The sequence below is a fragment of the Microvirga sp. ACRRW genome (assembly GCF_022346925.1).
In the GTDB taxonomy this organism is placed as follows: Bacteria; Pseudomonadota; Alphaproteobacteria; order Rhizobiales; family Beijerinckiaceae; genus Microvirga.
In genome coordinates this window covers 672,278-689,456 of record NZ_JAKRNJ010000001.1, presented here as the reverse complement: position 1 = coordinate 689,456, position 17,179 = coordinate 672,278, and the positions used below count along the sequence as shown (strand labels likewise).

20 protein-coding genes are annotated in these 17,179 nt (G+C 59.6%); 11 read left to right on the top strand and 9 right to left on the bottom strand.

Features of this window, described 5'->3' with window-relative positions; translation table 11 throughout:
- Positions 1–10: 10 nt before the first annotated feature.
- The 3 genes from MHY87_RS03380 to MHY87_RS03370 all read right to left on the bottom strand — a co-directional run bounded on the left by MHY87_RS03380 (position 11) and on the right by MHY87_RS03370 (position 3,204).
- On the bottom strand, positions 11–1,291 hold the full coding sequence (locus MHY87_RS03380) for an ABC transporter substrate-binding protein (RefSeq protein WP_239349362.1): 1,281 nt from the start codon (positions 1,289–1,291) through the stop codon (positions 11–13).
- 76 nt (positions 1,292–1,367) lie between these two features.
- Positions 1,368–2,369, bottom strand: coding sequence for an ABC transporter ATP-binding protein (locus MHY87_RS03375; RefSeq protein WP_239349360.1), 1,002 nt, complete (start codon positions 2,367–2,369; stop codon positions 1,368–1,370).
- A 37-nt stretch (positions 2,370–2,406) separates the two neighbouring features.
- Positions 2,407–3,204 (bottom strand): HAD family hydrolase, encoded by a 798-nt coding sequence (locus tag MHY87_RS03370; protein WP_239349358.1) that lies wholly within the window; start codon positions 3,202–3,204, stop codon positions 2,407–2,409.
- Positions 3,205–3,404: 200 nt separating this feature from the next.
- Here MHY87_RS03370 and MHY87_RS03365 point away from each other — a divergent pair, with 200 nt between their 5' ends.
- Positions 3,405–4,208 carry a DeoR/GlpR family DNA-binding transcription regulator gene (locus MHY87_RS03365; protein ID WP_239349356.1) on the top strand — a complete coding sequence of 268 codons (804 nt, stop codon included), beginning with the start codon at positions 3,405–3,407 and terminating at the stop codon, positions 4,206–4,208.
- 48 nt (positions 4,209–4,256) lie between these two features.
- Positions 4,257–5,507 carry a glycerate kinase gene (locus MHY87_RS03360; RefSeq protein ID WP_239349354.1) on the top strand — a complete coding sequence of 417 codons (1,251 nt, stop codon included), beginning with the start codon at positions 4,257–4,259 and terminating at the stop codon, positions 5,505–5,507.
- Here MHY87_RS03360 and MHY87_RS03355 read toward each other — a convergent pair.
- Entirely contained in the window at positions 5,504–6,241 is a 738-nt protein-coding gene (locus MHY87_RS03355; RefSeq protein ID WP_239349352.1) for a HAMP domain-containing sensor histidine kinase, read from the bottom strand. The genes MHY87_RS03360 and MHY87_RS03355 overlap by 4 nt on opposite strands.
- A 385-nt stretch (positions 6,242–6,626) precedes the next feature.
- On the opposite strand from MHY87_RS03355, the gene MHY87_RS03350 reads away from it, so the two are divergent.
- On the top strand, positions 6,627–6,809 hold the full coding sequence (locus MHY87_RS03350; protein WP_370644816.1) for a CsbD family protein: 183 nt from the start codon (positions 6,627–6,629) through the stop codon (positions 6,807–6,809).
- Between the two features lie 46 nt (positions 6,810–6,855).
- Here MHY87_RS03350 and MHY87_RS03345 read toward each other — a convergent pair whose 3' ends face one another.
- From MHY87_RS03345 to MHY87_RS03335, 3 genes are read right to left on the bottom strand one after another with little or no spacing between them, the layout of a single operon-like run.
- Positions 6,856–7,086, bottom strand: a complete 231-nt coding sequence (locus MHY87_RS03345; protein ID WP_239349348.1) for a sulfurtransferase TusA family protein — start codon at positions 7,084–7,086, stop codon at positions 6,856–6,858.
- The gene (mobA, locus tag MHY87_RS03340; RefSeq protein ID WP_239349346.1) at positions 7,079–7,756 is read right to left on the bottom strand and encodes a molybdenum cofactor guanylyltransferase MobA; all 678 of its coding nucleotides are present in this window, start codon (positions 7,754–7,756) and stop codon (positions 7,079–7,081) included. Before mobA ends, MHY87_RS03345 begins: the two co-directional genes overlap by 8 nt.
- A gap of 7 nt (positions 7,757–7,763) precedes the next feature.
- Positions 7,764–8,888 (bottom strand): Mrp/NBP35 family ATP-binding protein, encoded by a 1,125-nt coding sequence (locus MHY87_RS03335; RefSeq protein WP_239349344.1) that lies wholly within the window; start codon positions 8,886–8,888, stop codon positions 7,764–7,766.
- Positions 8,889–9,109: 221 nt separating this feature from the next.
- Between MHY87_RS03335 and MHY87_RS03330 the strand changes: the two genes are divergently transcribed.
- The 6 genes from MHY87_RS03330 (at position 9,110) to MHY87_RS03305 (ending at position 14,347) form a co-directional block, all read left to right on the top strand.
- Positions 9,110–9,613, top strand: coding sequence for a pyridoxamine 5'-phosphate oxidase family protein (locus MHY87_RS03330; RefSeq protein WP_239349749.1), 504 nt, complete (start codon positions 9,110–9,112; stop codon positions 9,611–9,613).
- 182 nt (positions 9,614–9,795) lie between these two features.
- Positions 9,796–11,058, top strand: coding sequence for a sorbosone dehydrogenase family protein (locus MHY87_RS03325; protein WP_239349342.1), 1,263 nt, complete (start codon positions 9,796–9,798; stop codon positions 11,056–11,058).
- Between the two features lie 57 nt (positions 11,059–11,115).
- Positions 11,116–11,445, top strand: coding sequence for a cytochrome c (locus MHY87_RS03320; protein ID WP_239349340.1), 330 nt, complete (start codon positions 11,116–11,118; stop codon positions 11,443–11,445).
- Between the two features lie 91 nt (positions 11,446–11,536).
- Complete coding sequence (gene pncB / locus MHY87_RS03315) at positions 11,537–12,829, top strand: nicotinate phosphoribosyltransferase (RefSeq protein ID WP_239349338.1); 1,293 nt, start codon at positions 11,537–11,539, stop codon at positions 12,827–12,829.
- A 7-nt stretch (positions 12,830–12,836) separates the two neighbouring features.
- Complete coding sequence (locus tag MHY87_RS03310) at positions 12,837–13,601, top strand: LamB/YcsF family protein (RefSeq protein ID WP_239349336.1); 765 nt, start codon at positions 12,837–12,839, stop codon at positions 13,599–13,601.
- Between the two features lie 2 nt (positions 13,602–13,603).
- Complete coding sequence (locus tag MHY87_RS03305) at positions 13,604–14,347, top strand: class I SAM-dependent methyltransferase (protein ID WP_239349334.1); 744 nt, start codon at positions 13,604–13,606, stop codon at positions 14,345–14,347.
- Here MHY87_RS03305 and MHY87_RS03300 read toward each other — a convergent pair.
- A complete protein-coding gene (locus MHY87_RS03300; RefSeq protein WP_239349332.1) occupies positions 14,344–15,222 on the bottom strand; it encodes an alpha/beta fold hydrolase in 879 nt (292 codons plus the stop codon). The two genes, MHY87_RS03305 and MHY87_RS03300, sit on opposite strands and share 4 nt — an antisense overlap.
- 112 nt (positions 15,223–15,334) lie before the next feature.
- Positions 15,335–16,006 carry a D-Ala-D-Ala carboxypeptidase family metallohydrolase gene (locus tag MHY87_RS03295; RefSeq protein ID WP_239349330.1) on the bottom strand — a complete coding sequence of 224 codons (672 nt, stop codon included), beginning with the start codon at positions 16,004–16,006 and terminating at the stop codon, positions 15,335–15,337.
- Between the two features lie 334 nt (positions 16,007–16,340).
- Between MHY87_RS03295 and MHY87_RS03290 the strand changes: the two genes are divergently transcribed.
- Together MHY87_RS03290 and MHY87_RS03285 are read left to right on the top strand one after the other, a co-directional pair.
- Positions 16,341–16,778 (top strand): DUF4112 domain-containing protein, encoded by a 438-nt coding sequence (locus tag MHY87_RS03290; RefSeq protein WP_239349328.1) that lies wholly within the window; start codon positions 16,341–16,343, stop codon positions 16,776–16,778.
- Positions 16,779–16,780: 2 nt separating this feature from the next.
- Positions 16,781–17,164, top strand: a complete 384-nt coding sequence (locus tag MHY87_RS03285) for a hypothetical protein (RefSeq protein WP_239349326.1) — start codon at positions 16,781–16,783, stop codon at positions 17,162–17,164.
- Positions 17,165–17,179: the final 15 nt, after the last annotated feature.

The following is a 17,179-nucleotide window of genomic DNA, read 5'->3' as shown; positions in this document are numbered from 1 at the left end:
GTGAAGTCGGTTACTTGTAGCGGCTCAGGATGCGCTCGGACTGCTTCTGAGCGCTCTCGAGGGCTTCCTGCGGGGTCTGCGTGCCGGTGACGGCTGCCTGCACCGCATCGTTCATGATCTTGTAGATGCGGCCGTTCTCATGCACCGAGAGTTCGGCAACGGCATGCTCCAACTGATCGCGGGCGACGACGGCCTGCGGGAAGTCCTTGACGTAGTTCTTCATGACGTCCGTCTGGTAGGCAGCGGGCGTCACAGCGACGTAACCGGTCTTGATGCTCCAATCGGCTGCGCGCTCGGGAGCGGTCATCCACTTGATGAACTTCACGGCGGCTTGCTGCTGCTCAGGGCTTGCGCTCTTGAACACATAGAAGTTGCCGCCGCCGGTCGGGGAGCCACGGCGCTCCTTGGCGGGCAGCATGGCGACGCCGAAGTTGAACTTCGCGCCTTCCTTCACCGCGGTCAGGTTGCCCGTGGTGTGCCACATCATGGCCGTCTTGCCTTCCAGGAAGTCCGTGCGCAGAGTGCCCCATTCCACGGCGCCCTTGGGCATCACGCCGTCCTTGGCGGCGAGATCGACCCAGTACTGCAGGGCCTCGACGGTCTTCGGCGCATTGAACGAGACCTGATTGCCAGCCTCATTCATGAGCTTCTGGCCGTTTTCGATGGCAAGGGCCTGGAGCATCCAGTAGCCGTAGCCGGTGGAGGGGATTTCCACGCCCCAGCGGCTCACGTTGCCGGAAGCATCCTTTTTCACGAGCTTCTTCGACATCTCGGCCATCTCGGCCCAGGTTGTCGGCGGCTTTTCCGGATCGAGGCCCGCTTCCTTGAAGGCGTCCTTGTTGTAGTAGAGCACGATGGTGGAGCGCTGGAACGGAATGCTCCAGGTCTTGCCCTCGACGCGTCCGTTTTCCATGAAGGCCGGATAGAAGCTGTTCAGCCATTCCTTGTCGGTGCCGGCGATCTCATCGACCGGCACGATGGCCTTCTCGTCCATGAGCGTGAACAGATCGGTGGAGAACAGCACCGACAGCTGAGGAGGCTGGCCGCCCTTCATGGCGGTCATGGCCTTGGTCATGGTGTCGGTGTAGTTGCCGGCATAAACGGACTCGACCTTGATGTCCGGATTTTCCTTGTGGAACTGCTGGACCATGTCATCGATGACTTTCGTGACAGGACCGCCGACGGCGACAGGGTAGTACATGGTCAGGTCGACCGCATGAGCGGCACCGGCACCGAGACTCGCCAGCGTCATGAAGCCTGCCGTGAGCAGGGCCTTGGATTTGAACTTCATTGTCCTCCCCCTTCGGGTTTTAAGAAGCCGTACGCCTGCGGCTTGGTACCGCGTGCGTTCTCTCAGAGGATAAGCCTCACTGGGGCAATGCGCTGCCCGCGCGACGCTTTCCGCTGTCCCTGTCAAACAGATGTATGTGACGGTTTTGCCATCCGAGCGCGACTTGTGCGCCGGTGGGCAGCGCGCAGTAGCCGGTCTGGCGGACGGATACGGTCTCGCCCTTCACGTCACACAGGATGATGCTGTCGGCGCCGAGATACTCCACCGCCTTGACGGTGGCCTGGATGCCGTTGCTTTCCACGAGAGAGATATGCTCCGGCCGCACGCCGAGAACGGCGCCGTCTTGCCAGGAGATGAGGTTCATGGGCGGCGTGCCGATGAAGCGCGCCGTGAAGTCGCTCGCCGGTTCGTTATAGAGTTCATGCGGCGCGCCGTTCTGCTCGATATGCCCGTCGCGCATCAGAATCACGCGGTCAGCCATGGTCATGGCTTCGGTCTGGTCATGCGTGACATAGACCATCGTCATACCGAGCCGCTGCTGCAGGCTGCGGATCTCGGTGCGCATCTCGTGGCGCAGCTTGGCGTCGAGGTTCGACAGAGGCTCGTCCATCAGGCAGACGGGGGCTTCCGCGATGATGGCGCGGCCTAGCGCAACGCGCTGGCGCTGACCGCCGGAGAGCTGGGACGGCTTGCGCTCGAGCAGATCGCTTAAGCCCACGATGTCAGCCACCTTCTTGAGCCGCTCATCGCGTTCACCGCGGCCGACGCCGCGCACTTTCAGGCCGAAGACGATGTTCTCCGCGACGTTGAGGTGTGGAAACAGCGCATAGGACTGAAACACCATCGAGATGTGGCGCTGTGCAGGCGACAGATGAGTGACATCGCGGCCGCCGATGGTGATGGTGCCGGAATCGACCTCTTCCAAACCTGCGATCAGGCGCAGCGTCGTGGACTTGCCGCAGCCCGAGGGCCCGAGCAGGACCAGCAGCGTTCCCGCATCGGCCTTGAAGCTGATGCGGTTGACGCCGCCAACGCCGCTCCATGTTTTCGATACTGCGTTGACGACAATCTCGGACATAGGCACGACCCTTGAGATCTGAAAGTTAGAATGCGCGTTAGCGTTTGGCTGCCAGGAGCAGTTCGGTCAACTCGGCGAAACCGTCTCCTGAATGACCCTCGGCGATGTAGGCAGGCTTGTTCTTCAGACGATGCGCGAAAGCGTGAACGTTGGCGACGCCCACGCTGAGCGGGAAGGCTTCGAACATGGGCTCGTCATTCGGCGAGTCGCCCGCATAAATTACGGATTGCTTGGCCTGCTCCCAATCCATGCCGAACACGTCGGCCAGAATCGTCTTGGCCATGCTGAGCTTGTTGTAGTCGCCGAACCAACCGTTCACATGGATGGAGCTGACCTTCGCCTGCGCGCCGTGGCGCTCGAAAATGGCAACGATCCGGTCGACCTCGGATTCAGGGAGAGCCGGTACGTCCTCGCAGAAATCGATGGCGAGATCGGCCAGGCGATAGGCTTGGTCGCTGGCGAGCGCGGAGCCCGGAACGGAGGAGAGAACTTCTTTCTCGATGGCATCGAGTTTCGCGCGATTGCCTTTCAGCTCCTCGGGGCTCGCCCAGAAATGCTGGTCCATCTTTTTCCGCTCGCGGTCGTAGCGAAAATAGAAAGCACCGTTCTCGCCTACGATACCGTCAACCGGCCACATGCGCGCGATGTGATCGCACCATCCGGCGGGACGGCCCGTCACGGGGATCACAAGGAAGCCGGCCTTTTGCAGATTCTCCAGCGCCGCATAGGCGGAGGCCGTCAGCATGCCTTCCGTCGTAATGGTGTCGTCGATGTCAGTGAGGATGACGCGCACGGAACGCGCCTTTTCCCGCGAAAGCTGAGAAAGGGGGATCATGCCGCTGCTCCCATGACTTTGGGGCTGCGGGAATGCAGAACAGTCTCGTGCATAAACAGGCGCTTCCTTTAATGGCACTCATCGGTGCCTTATGTGAAACCTAGATGACAGAATTTGGCAGTTCAATCATACTTCTGTGGGATGTTCCAACATTTTTGAGCGAGTTACGCTATCCTTGGTTGCGGATGGAGGGTTGAAGCGTGTCGCTTCCTGAAGGCAAAAAGGTAGTTCGTCAGCGGCTGATCCTGGCCGAACTGGGCTTGAGCCCAGCGGTGCGGACATCGGATCTCGCCCGCAGGCTAGGGGTTTCTGCCGAGACAGTGCGCCGCGATATCGAGGAACTGACCCAACGAGGTCTGGTCAGCCGCACCTATGGCGGCGCGGCAGGGCGACAGCTTGGCCTTCAGCCGGAGTTCCAGGATAGGAACACGCTGGCGGTCGAAGAGCGCGACGCCATCGCCCGGGCCGCCGTCAAGCTGGTGATGCCCGGGGATGTCGTCATGATCGATTCGGGCTCGACCACGGCCCGGTTCGCCCATGTTCTGGCCGAGACGGCCGAGAAGATCACCGTGATCACCAATTGCTTTGCGGTCGCAAATGCCCTCGTGCCACAGGGCAGCGTGCGGGTGCTGTTCTGCCCAGGCGATTTTTCGGCGCGCGAACGGGGTGTCTACGGCTCGGAAACCTGCGCCTTCCTTCAGCGATTCAATGCGGACATTGCTTTCATCGGCGCCAGCGGCCTTACCTTTGAGGGGCCGAACGATGTGGAGACTCAAGCCTGTTGGGTCAAGCGCACCATGATGGACCGGGCGGAGCGCAACGTTCTCCTGCTCGATGGGACGAAGTTCAATCGCCGCCATCTCGAACTCGTCTGTCCGATGGAAAGGCTCTCCGACATTGTCACCGACCGTGCGCCGGATGCCGTACTTGCTGAGAAGATCGCAGCCGATAACGTGTCCCTGCACCTTGCAGGTGAGAGCAGGCGTGTTGCAGTCGAGGCCTGATTGGTCTCAGGGTCTTCACGAAATCGATTTCTGTCGTAAGCTCGCCGCATGACAGAAGATGTATCGATCCTGCGGGCATTGTTCGATGCGGCCCTGAATGCGGCGCTTCCGGATGGAAGATTTGATGGGCGCTTGCCGCCTCGGCCCAAGGGCCGAACTATCGTACTTGGTGCCGGAAAGGCATCCGCACGCATGGCGGCAGCCTTCGAGGCGGCTTGGGCGAGGGAAGGCGGCATCTGTGAGGGCTTGGTCGTCACGCGCTATGGCCATGCAGTTCCCACCAGCTCCATTGAAATCATAGAGGCCGCCCATCCAGTGCCCGATGAGGCGGGCCTCAATGCCGCCAGGCGCATTCTGGCCTTGGCACAAGAGGCCGGTCCGGATGATCTCGTTGTTTGCCTGATCTCAGGCGGCGCATCCGCGCTTCTTTCGCTTCCCGCGGAAGGGGTCACCCTCGAGGACAAGCAGGGCTTGAATCGTGCGCTGCTCAAATCGGGCGCACCTATCGGTGAGATGAACCTCGTGCGCAAGTCGCTTTCCGCCATCAAGGGAGGAAGACTCGCGGCTGCCGTCCATCCGGCGCAACTCGTCACCTATCTCATCTCCGATGTTCCAGGCGATGACCCCGCGAGCATCGGTTCGGGCCCGACAATTCCCGAGCGCGTCGATCCGGAAGCAGTCATTTCCATCCTCGACAAACATGGAATCCAGGTGTCCGCTCACGTGATGCGGGCCATGCGGACCAATGTTGTCGAAAGCTCGGGTGAGGGCGGTGTGGTTCACATGCTCGCCACGCCCAAGATGGCGCTCGACGCGGCTGCCGCCAAAGCGCGTGAACTGGGGCTGATGCCGATGATCCTCGGCGATGCTATCGAAGGCGAGGCGCGCGAGGTTGGGCGCGTGATGGCGGGCATTGCACGGTCCGTTCGACAGCACGGTGAACCTGTTGCGGCACCTTGCGTGCTTCTGTCGGGAGGCGAGACGACCGTCACTGTCCGAGGCTCGGGGAGGGGCGGGCGCAACGCGGAGTTTCTGTTGTCGCTCGCCCTGGCATTGCGCAGCGAAGCAGGCATGTCAGCCATTGCCTGCGACACCGATGGCATCGACGGATCGGAGGACAATGCAGGCGCGTGGTTCGATCACGCCTTGTTCGCCGCCGCGCAGGAAAGGGGCGTGGATCTTGCGGCCCATCTTGCCGGCAACGATGCCTATTCCGCTTTCGAGCAGCTCGACCGGCTTGTCGTCACAGGGCCGACACTGACCAACGTGAACGACTTTCGCGCTGTTCTGATCCGTTAGAGCACGCCTGAAGCTCCCGTCACGTTCTTTTCCGGAATCGTCAGTGTCACGGTCGTTCCGTGCCCTTCCTTGCTGGCGATGTGAAGGCTGCCGCCATGGAGCATGATGATGTGCCAGGCAAGACTCAAACCCAGGCCGGTGCCGGTTATCTCCTTGGCATTGTGACCACGGAAGAAGGGTTGCATCAGGAATGGTAGATCACGCTCGGATACGCCGATTCCTTCGTCCTTCACGACGACCATGACGCCTTCCCTCGATGGACGGGCCCTGACGCTGATGGGAGTATCGGAGTCTGAATACTTAATCGCGTTGGACAGCACGATCACAAGCGCCTGCTCCAGCAGGATGGGGTCGCCAATGATGATCTCGGGAAGTTTTTGAATGTCGATGGTGAAGGGGCGCTCGGGATCGTGGTTGCTCTGCTCCTTGCAGGCACGCCTGATCAAAGACTCGGGATTGAATTCGGTGGGGTTGAGAAGCATGCCGCCGGCGCTCGCCCGCGTGTAGGACATGATCGTCTCGATCAGCTCGTCTAGGCGCAGGCTCGCGCGCCAGATCTTTTCGGCACGGGTCCTGACATCTTCGGAGCTCATACGCTCTGCCCGACGCATCATGCCCTGAGCAAGTGCGTTGATGGCCGAAAGAGGCGTCCTGAGCTGGTGTGCGAGAAGAGCAATCCGGTCCAGAGGCTGCGCCGTTTTCTTTGCGCCGGTCCGGACAGAAGTTGGGTGCACAGCCTTCGTAGGCTTTCTAGGGGGCCTTTGGGTTGAGGGCACGAGAACTCACAGTCACAAGAGTATAACGTTAGATCTGAGCCTCGAATTAGAGCGCATGGATGCCTTGTCCATGTCTGAGATATGACAAAAGGGAATGTTGTATCTAAAATATGTAAAATTAAGAAAATTAGAAGTAAGATTTATTTTAGATTGGCAAACTACGAAGTTTTATTTCAATAAACGAATTGCTACTTGGTTTATAATCTATATTAATTAGAATGATTTCATTGATAATGTGAAGATATGCGCTGATTTATAGTGGAATGAACGGGTGTTATTTACTGCTTGGCTTGAAACCTAACGATGTGCCAGGCGTTCCCCTCCAGGTTTTACACTGAGGAGAATGATGATGGATCCTGATCGTACGGAAGGCAGCATGAAGAATATCAAGGGTCGTGTGAAGGAAGGCCTCGGCAAAGCTCTCGGCGACTCGAAGATGGAAACCGAAGGCAAGATGGATAAGGCTGAAGGCAAGATCCAGAACACCATTGGCGGCATCAAGGACAGCATGCGTAAGAGCACCTGATCCAGATGATGTTTCGCAAAAAGGCCCGGCTTCAGCCGGGCCTTTCTCATGCCGGTTGGTCTGCTTTTTCGATCAGGAAGGTAATGCTCTTTTCCTCCTGACACTGCTCGACCAGCATATCTCCGAGTTCGCGGATAAGGTTGGGGACATCAATGCCCGCAAGCGGGTCCGTGCAGGTCACACGCAATTGATCGCCTGGATTCATCGAGAGCAGCGCCTTGCGGGTTCGCAGCACTGGAAGCGGACATTTCAAACCGGACAGATCCAGCTCAATCATCACGTTCTCCCGTCTCTGCCGCTGCTCCCAAGCCGGGTTGTGGCAATGTTGCCTGCTGCTCGGCAATGGCTTGTGCGGCGATCAACTCATCCGGAGTGTTGATATTGAAGAAGGGATCAAACGGCTCAGTTGGCCAAGCCGCTGTCGTGAAGCCATGAGAGCTCATCCAATCCTCCACGCGATGTATGTCCCCAGATGTGAGCGCACGGCGCATGTCATGCCGCAGATCGACCGGCCACAGGCCCGTGGTGAAATGCCGATGCGCGCCGGATTCAGCGCAGGCGAGGCGCGCCCTGGCTTTTTCTCGCGCTTCATGAAGGCGCATGACCAGATCGAGAGGTATGAAGGGCGTATCACCTGGAACGCTGAGAACCCATGCAATGGAAGGCTTCTCAGAAGCGGCCCAATCGAGTGCAGAGAGAATGCCCGCCAAAGGGCCTGGATGCCCTGCAACGGAATCCTGAACCACGGGCATATCCCACATGGCAAAGCGCGAAGGATCGCCATTGGCGTTGAGAATCAGACTTTCGCATTGCGGCGCCAATCGCTGCGCCACATGAGCAAGGAGAGACTGGCTCCCAAGTCTCAGAAGAGGCTTGTCGCCCCCGCCCATGCGCCGCGCCAACCCACCGGCGAGGATCACGCCTAACGTTGCCGGATGGGACGTCACGGCAGATCTACTCGATCACGATGCGTGGTGCGGGACGAGCCGCGTCTCCGCCGGACAATGCAGTCCAGATCCGCTGTGCCATGTCCTTGTAGATCTTGGCATGCGGTCCATCCGGATCCGTCGCTACGACGGGGCGCCCGGCATCCGAAAGCTCGCGGATGGTCATGTTGAGCGGCACCTCTCCGAGGAAGGGTACGCCCAGGCGCTCGGCTTCCGAGCGTGCGCCGCCATGGCCAAAGATATGCGAGGTCTGTCCGCAATGGGGGCAGACGAAAGTCGCCATGTTCTCGACGATGCCGAGGATCGGAATTTCCACGCGCTTGAACATGGACACGCCGCGCCGTGCATCGATGAGTGCCAGATCCTGCGGCGTGGACACGATCACGGCGCCAGCGAGCGGCGTTGCCTGCGCCATGGTGAGTTGCGCATCGCCCGTGCCGGGCGGCATGTCCACAACGAGCACGTCGAGATCGCCCCAGGCGACCTCGCGCAACATCTGAGTGATGGCGGACATGACCATCGGCCCACGCCAGATCATCGCGGCTTCTTCGTCGACGAGGAAGCCGATGGACATGACCTTCAGTCCATAAGCTTCCATGGGCTCGAGGATGCGGTTCTCGAGCAGCTTGGGCTTGCCGTGAATGCCGAGGAGCTTGGGCATGGAAGGGCCGTAGATATCCGCATCGAGAATGCCTACCTTCAGGCCCTGTGCCTTGAGGCCCAGGGCGAGATTGCATGCGGTCGTGGATTTGCCGACGCCGCCTTTGCCGGAGGCCACCGCGACCACGTGCTTCACGCCTGGGATACGCTGGTTCTGGGGCTGGGCAGCGGCCCGGGGGCGCTGCGCGGCCGCAGGGGAGGGTGGTGGGCCCGACCCGGCAGGACGATCGGCGGTGAGGCTTGCGAAAACTCCCTTAACGCCGGGCAAGCCCTGCACGGCGGCAGCGGCAGTCTGACGAACCTGCTCCATGGCTTGCGCCTCGGATGGGCTGATTGCGATGGAGAACATCACCCTGCCTGCTTCGTCGATATGAATGTCGGAGAGACGTCCTGACGCCACGAGGTCGGTTCCACTGGCATCGACGTGTACGGTCGAGAGCGCCTGCAACACATGTTCACGGGTAATCGCCACGATGGAGGCTCCTGAGCTTCGGATCGGTCTTCGCTTGAGTCTCATGTATAGGCTCTGCGCCCGTCCGTTAAGGCGTTGTCTGGCTGTCATAGGCGATATCCGAACCAAAACCCACCTTGTCCGTTGTTCAACCGATCCCTCGGGGGCCGTGTCCGGCCGACCGGACAGCCGCGTACGCGCATCGCCGACCCGAGACGTTGTGAAGATATTAGGAGAGGATGATGCACCAGCACGGCCATAACGATCCGAATGCCAAAAAACTTTACGATCTGATCAAAGACGTGAAGATCGCCATGATGACCACTGTGGATACGGATGGCACGCTGCACAGCCGCCCCATGTATAACCAGGAAGCCGATGAGCATGGCGATCTCTGGTTCTTCACGCAGATCCAGTCGCCGAAGATCACGGAAGTCTCCCGCGACAATGAAGTGAACCTTGGCTTCAGCGATCCTGGAAGCCAGACTTATGTATCTGTCGCCGGCAAGGCCGAGATCGTGCGCGACAAGGCAAAGATCGAGGAGAAATGGTCGGAGCCTTTGCGGGCATGGTTCCCAAAAGGCGTGGACGATCCGCAGATCGCGTTGATACGCGTGCATCCCTCGAAAGGCGAGTATTGGGATAGCCCGTCCTCGACGATCGTCCATCTCTACGGCTATGCGAAAGCCGTACTGACCGGGAAGCAGCCCGATCCGGGGGATCAGGCGAAGGTCAACTTAAGGTGATGTTTCTTCAGCAAGGTGACAGCAATCAGGGCCGCTTCGCGGCCCTTTTTCGTGATACCTCTTTAGTTTCTTTCTCTCGAACGCCAGCTTGAGTATGATGAGCGCCCATAAGGCAAAGAAGCCTGCGATCAATTTGCAGGCCGAAGAATGATAGAACAGGGGGCGCTCCCAGGGAGGGAAGGATGAAATCCATCTGGCTTGCCGCCGTCTCCACTGTAGTGTTCGCATCTTCCAGTCTTGCTCAGCCCAGCAATCAACCGAGCAGCAATCTCGAGAAGCTCCAGACGTTTCAGAATACGGGCACCGTTGAACCCAAACAGATTCCGCAGGAGGGCCGTCGCGCCGACGCCATCCGCAGGAATCTCGAGAAGATCAAGCTTCCTGCGGGCTTCAAGATCGATCTTTATGCCATCGTTCCCGATGCGCGCCACATGGCGGTAGGCCCTAACGCCGGTGTTGTTTTTGTCGGAACGCGCAAGAACAATGTTTATGTGATCACGGATCGTGACAAGGATCGCGTGGCGGACGAGGTGAAGCAGTTCGCGCCATCAGTCGAGTTCAAGATTCCCAACGGGGTCTGCTTCTCACGCGATGGCATGCTCTATGTCGTAGAGCAGAATCGAGTGCTGCAGTTTCCGGCGGCGGAATTCTTCTATGAGGGCCCCGATGTGGCGGCCGGTGTCGTCGTGAAACAGGGCGAGATGATCCCGCCAACGGAGGAGAGCTTCAATCACACCGCGCGCGTATGCCGCGTCGGGCCCGACAACAAGCTCTATATCGCCCTAGGGCAGCCGTTCAATGTGCCCCCGAAGGACAAGATGGAGCTCTATCGAAAGAACGGTATCGGCGGCGTCATTCGCATGGACCAGGACGGCAAGAACCGCGAGGTTTATGCGACCGGCATCCGTAACTCGGTAGGCATCGACTTCAACCCGGCCGACAAGTCTCTGTGGTTCACCGATAACCAAGTCGACGGCATGGGCGACGACCAGCCTCCTGGCGAACTCAACCGCGCCGTTCAAATGGGCCAGAACTTCGGCTTCCCCTATTACGGCGGCGGCACGGTTCGCACCGTCGAATACAAGGACGACCAGGTTCCGGCCGGAACCGTCGAGCCGCAATCAGAGATGGCTCCTCATGCCGCCGATCTTGGGCTTTCCTTCTACACGGGCAAGATGTTCCCCGCGGCTTATCAGGGTGGCATCTTCTCGGCGCAGCACGGCTCCTGGAACCGTACCAAGCCTGTGGGCGCGCGGGTGATGTTCACGCCCCTCAAGCCGGATGGGACTGCGGACAAGCCGCAGGTCTTTGCCGAAGGCTGGCTCAACGAGAACGGTGAGTATCTCGGACGCCCGGTGGATGTAGCCGTGCTGCTCGACGGCTCGCTTCTCGTGTCCGACGACACGGCAGGGGCGATCTACCGTATCTCTTATGAAGGCCAATAAGCCCGTTGCTGCAGGCGCGCCAATCGCGGCGCGCCTGTTTTCTTGAGAGGCGAAATCATGAAGGAGATCGATGCCTTGGCTCTTCTCGGGGCTTTTCTGGGCTGTCTTGCGCCTGTCTCCGGGCATGCGGGCGATGCCAAGGCGGGGCGGCAGAAGATCACGACCTGCCAGGCCTGCCACGGGCTGGACGGCCTGTCGAAGAACCCGGAGGCCCCGAACCTGGCGGGGCAGATCGAGGGTTATCTCATCAAGTCTCTGGGAGAATACAAGTCAGGCGCCCGCCAGAACGAGACCATGAACATTGTCGCAAAAGAGCTCTCGGACCAAGATATGGCCGATGTGGCGGCCTATTATGCGTCGATTCAAGTGGATGTACTGCCTCCTTGAGGGAGGGCAGAGGGGGTATGAGCCGCACGCTCTTTCGCCGGCTTCCGGCCTTCGCTATTGTCCTGCCTCCTGAAACGGCTAGGAGCAGGCGATGGTGGACATCGCGACCAGGGTCTATAACCACACCTGGAAAATCGACCCGATCGTAAGGTCGGTCCTGGATACGGACTTCTACAAGCTCCTGATGGCGCAGACGATCTTTCGTCGCCACCGGGATGTCCAGGTCACATTCGGCATCCATAACCGCACCACACGCATCCGCCTCGCCGACATCATCGATGTAGGCGAATTGCGCGAGCAGCTCGACCATGTGCGCAGCCTGTCGCTGACGCGCGGCGAATCCACCTGGCTTCGCGGCAACACCTTCTATGGCAAGCGGCAGATGTTCTCGCCGGAATTCATGGACTGGCTCGAGACCTTCCGCTTCCCGGAATACCTGCTGGAGAAGGAGGACGGCCAGTACGTACTGACCTTCCACGGGCCGTGGATCGAGACCACCATGTGGGAGATCCCGGCGCTCGCTATTCTCAACGAGCTGCGCTCGCGCGGCGTGCTGAGGGGCATGGGCAAGTTCGAGCTGCAGGTGCTCTATGCACGCGCCATGACGCGGGTGTGGGAAAAGATCGAGCGTCTAAAGACATTGCCCGATCTCTCCATTTCGGATTTCGGCACGCGCCGCCGCCATGGCTTCCTATGGCAGGATTGGTGCGTGCAGGCGATGATCGAAGGGCTTGGTCCATCCTTCCTCGGCACGTCCAACTGCCTCATCGCCATGCGGCGCGAGGTGGAGGCTGTCGGCACGAACGCCCATGAGCTTCCCATGGTTTATGCCGCGTTGACCGAAAGCGATGAAGAGCTGGCGAAGTCGCCTTATCGCGTGCTGGCCGATTGGCAGCAGGATTACGAGGGCAACTTGCGCGTCATCCTGCCCGATACCTATGGCACGACGAATTTCCTGCAGAATGCTCCCGAATGGGTCCCGTCCTGGACAGGCATCCGCATCGACTCCAAGGACCCCATCGAAGGCGGCGAGGAAGCGATTGCGTGGTGGCAGAGGCGCGGACAGGATCCGAGCGAGAAGCTCGCGATCTTTTCTGATGGCCTCGATGTGGATGTGATCGAACGCATTCACCGCCATTTCCGTGGGCGCATGCGCATGGGCTATGGTTGGGGTACGCTGTTGACGAACGATTTCCGTGGACTTGTTCCCGATGGCGGGCTCGATCCCATCTCCATCGTCTGCAAGGTCATCTCGGCGGACGGGCATCCGACCGTGAAGCTCTCCGACAATCCGACGAAAGCCTTGGGACCGGAAGATCAGATCGAGCGCTATAAGCGCGTGTTCCATGTGGGCTCGCAAACCGCTCAACCCGTATTGGTGTGAGGGTATCATGAGAATCGATCTCAACTGCGATATGGGCGAAGGCTATGGGCCATGGCGAATGGGAGATGATGAGGCAATGCTCGATATCGTCTCGTCCGCAAACGTAGCATGCGGTTTCCATGCCGGCGATCCGTCGATCATGTTCCGGACTGCCGAGACGGCGAAGCGCAAGGGCGTAGCGGTCGGTGCGCATCCCAGCTTCAACGATCTGCACGGTTTCGGAAGACGCGTGATCCGAGGCGATTCTCCCGCTGAGATCGAGCGCATGGTAGCCTACCAGATCGGCGCCATGCAGGCGGTAGCGGCGCTTGCAGGCCATAAGGTTACTTATGTTAAGGCCCATGGTTCGCTCAACAACATGGCGAACGAGGATGAGAGCCTGGCGCTTGCCATCGCGCGCGCCATTAAGGGTGTCGATCAAAGCCTCATCAATGTGTGCATGCCGGGTCTCTTGATGGAGAAGGCATCGCAGCAGATCGGTGTCCCGGTTGCGCGTGAGTTCTTCGCCGACCGCACCTATGAGGATGACGGCACGCTTACCTCCCGCAAGAAGCCCGGCTCCGTTCTGCATGATGCAGATGCTGCCGCCGAGCGGGTTCTGCGCACTATCCAGGACAAAGCCGTCATCACCACGTCGGGAAAGCGCATTCCCATCGAGATCGACACGATCTGCGTTCATGGTGACGAGCCGAGCGCGGTTGCCATGGCGCGGACGGTGCGGGCGAAGCTCGAAGCCAACGGCATCACGATCGCTCCGTTCTCCGGCGCATAGATATGTCGTTCAAGGATCACTTCTCGGAAAAGTCTGGCAATTACGCAGCCTATCGCCCGACTTATCCGCGAGAACTCGTTGATTATCTCGCGAGCGTTTGCCGCCAGACTGAGCTGGCGCTAGATGTCGGTTGCGGCACGGGACAGCTCTCGATGCTACTGGCAGAGCGGTTCAGGCATGTGATCGCCACCGATGCGAGTGCGCAGCAGATCCACAATGCAGAACCTCATGAGCGCGTGGAATATCGCATTGCGCCTGCGGAGAAGAGCGGTCTTGCCGATGCCTCCGTCGATATGATCACGGTGGCGCAGGCCGCTCATTGGTTCGATCTCGATGCGTTTTACGCGGAAGTGCGCCGTATTGGAAAACCAGGCGCGGTGTTGGCGCTCATCACCTATGGCGTGATCGAGGCGGATACCGACATCCATCCGCTTATTCAGCGCTTCTATAAGGATGTTGTGGGGCCTTATTGGCCGCCTGAACGTCGCCATGTAGAGGACGGTTATCGCTCCTTCGCCTTCCCCTTTGAGGAATGGACAGCGCCGCCGCTTGCCATCGAGGTTCAATGGCAGGCATCCGACCTTATCGGCTATGCCGATACATGGTCGGCGGTGCGCGGCCTTGAGAAAGCGCAAGGACGCCAGCCCATTGAACACTTCCATCGCGATCTGCTGGCCCTTTGGGGCGATCCGCAGCTCCGGCGTGCCATTCGCTTTCCATTATCTCTGCGGATAGGGCGTCTCTAAGCGCTGGCCTTGAAGGCTTTCGCGAGGAAAGGCTTGAGTGCGGCGAGCGTCTCATCGGGCGCTTCCTCGGCAAGATAATGACCGCACGCGATGCCATGGCCTTCAACGTGATCTGCCCACTCGCGCCAGACCGCCAGAACATCATACCAGCGTTCCAGGCCGTTCCTCAAACCCCATAGCGCTTGCATGGGGCATTCGATGCGCCGTCCAGCCCGCTTGTCGGCTTCGTCCAAATGCATATCGATCGTCGCGCCCGCTCTGTAATCCTCGCACATGGCATTGATCGTCGCGGGATCGGTGTAGCAACGCCGATATTCCGCCAATGCCTGCGGATCGAACATCGCTCGCCCGCGCCGCAGATAAAACGTGTCGGGATCAGCTGAAATCAAAGTCTCAGGAATTGGATGCGGCTGCGCGAGGAAGAACCAGTGCCAGTAGCCTATGGCGAATGCCATGTCGGTGCGAGCGAAATGTTCGTAGGTCGGCAGGATGTCGAGAACGGAAAGGGCAACGATGCGATCCGGGTGATCGAGCGCCATGCGGTAGGCACAGCGTCCGCCGCGATCATGTCCCACGACGGCAAAGCGGTCGAAGCCGAGAGCCTGCATTGCTTCGACCATATCCCGTGCCATGGCGCGCTTGGAGTAAGGCTCGTGATCGGATGTCGTAGGCGGCTTTGAGCTGTCGCCGTAGCCGCGCAGGTCAGCGCAGACGATCGTGTAGTCTTCTGCCAGGCGCGGAGCCACCCGATGCCACATGACATGGGTTTGGGGATGTCCGTGCAGCAGCAGGACAGGCGGGCCTTCTCCGCCGTAACGGAGATTGATGTTAGCCCCTGACGTTTCGACGAGGCGATGCGTGAAGTTTTCGAACATGGACAGGAGTGTCTTACACTTCCACCGGCGCCTCCAGCCCTACGAAAGCAGACGAGAGCTGCCTGTGAGGCATGAATGCCTCAGTATTCCGACGCGCCTGCTTGAAGGGAAGTTACCAGGATCGGCGGCTGCCATTGTCGATATGAATGATGCCGTTTCGATAGATCTTGAGGCCGCCGACTTCTGGGCGTCCGCGGAGATAGGCCATCACGCCGCTTGTACGGGTTCTAACCCTGAAATCAATGGCGCGGCAGGACAAGTGCAGGGAATGGCGAGCACCGCCCGCACGCCAGTTGCGGCCTGTGCTCCGATGTGTGGATTCGACGCTGACAGGACCGAACTTACTGGCAACATCGGCAACCACCTCACGTAGATTACCCGGCAGGCAATTGCTCGGAGCGCTGTCGCGTACTGTGATGGCGCCTTTTGCAACCAGGGACGCGAAACCTGAAAGGGTGCGCGTTCCGAGCGTGCCGGCGTCGGGCAGGCTCCCGGTCGTGGCAGGATCGGTAATGCGGTCGTTGGTGGGAAGGCTGGTGTACTCGCTTTTGGGAATGTCTCTCGAATGCGCTCTGGGAAGGACATTGGCTCTGGCCCGGGCTCTCGGAGAGGGGGCGATCGGAGGCGAAGCGCTCGTGTTGGAGATGGGGATTGGAATCACGATTCCAGTCGGAGCGGAAGGCAGGCTTTGAGCATTGGCCAGATTGGGCGACATGCCCGCAAGACAAACGCCGGCGATGAAGACAAGCCAAGGCGTGCGCCCCGCTTTCAATTCGGTGCTCATCGGTTTCTTCCCGTCCTGAGCCCCCACACAAGATCTCGCCGCGTCGATAGTCCTCCCAACGGCAATGATGATTATTGGCCAGTAAACCGGCGGTCGCATTTGCTGCTTAGGTTCAGGTACCTAAGCTGCGGCTTAGTTGTGGCAAGCGCGGTGCAAGGAGAAAGCGGGTTATCAAAAGGGTTATCTCTTCGGAAATCCTTATTCTGCAATCATTCTAGCCTGAAAAATTTTTCATGTTTGAATGTTATATGTAACAGTTCTTCGGGCCTTGCAGCCTCCTGCAGCGATACACATATCATGTTGCGAGCCGTAACATCGGCATCTGGAGACTGGAATGACCGCTGTCCGTAGCGACCTGTTCGAAGCCATCAAGGCCGCCGGCCCGAGCCGGGAGGATTCCCTTGCGCGCATCACGCTCTTGGCGAGGCTGATGGACAACGCCTTCCTCATTCCCGGTCTGAACCGCAGGATCGGCTTCGATGCCGTCCTGGGCTTGGTGCCGGGCGTTGGCGATGTTCTGTCGGCGGCTCTCGCGAGCTACATTATCTGGGAAGCGCGCCGACTCGGTCTTCCGCGTTGGAAGATCGCCCGCATGGTCGGCAATGTGGCCGTGGATACGGCCATCGGCGCCATTCCGCTGGCCGGTGATGTGTTCGACGTCTTCTTCAAGGCTAATGCGCGCAATATGCGCATCATCCACGATCATCTCGGCACGCCCAAGCGCGGACCGAAGGAGATCGAGGGCACAGCCGTGCGTGTTGGGGAGCGATGACGATGAGGCGCTTGCTTTGGGTTCTCGCCTGGATCGGCGTTGCGCTCTGGTCCCTTTTCGCATGGGGAGCTTATGGCCTTCTCGATCTCTTCGGCGATGTTGCCGTCCGCAACGCTGATATCGTGAGCGATCATCCCGAGACCGTCGAATGGCTTTCATGGGGCCTTGCGGTTCTGAGAAGCCTGGGGTTAGGGGCCATCGTGTTCGTCTGGGGCGCTGTGTCGCTGCTGATCCTTGCTGTCCCAGCGGTGATTGGGTTCATCCTTCCGCGCGCACACCCTGTCGAGCAGCATCCTCAGTGGCAAGGCTCTTCCGGAGGGACGTACGCTTCGGGGCAATATCCGCCTGTTCCCGGAGCGCCGCCACGCCGGATCGAACGGCGCTGACAGCATAAAACAAAA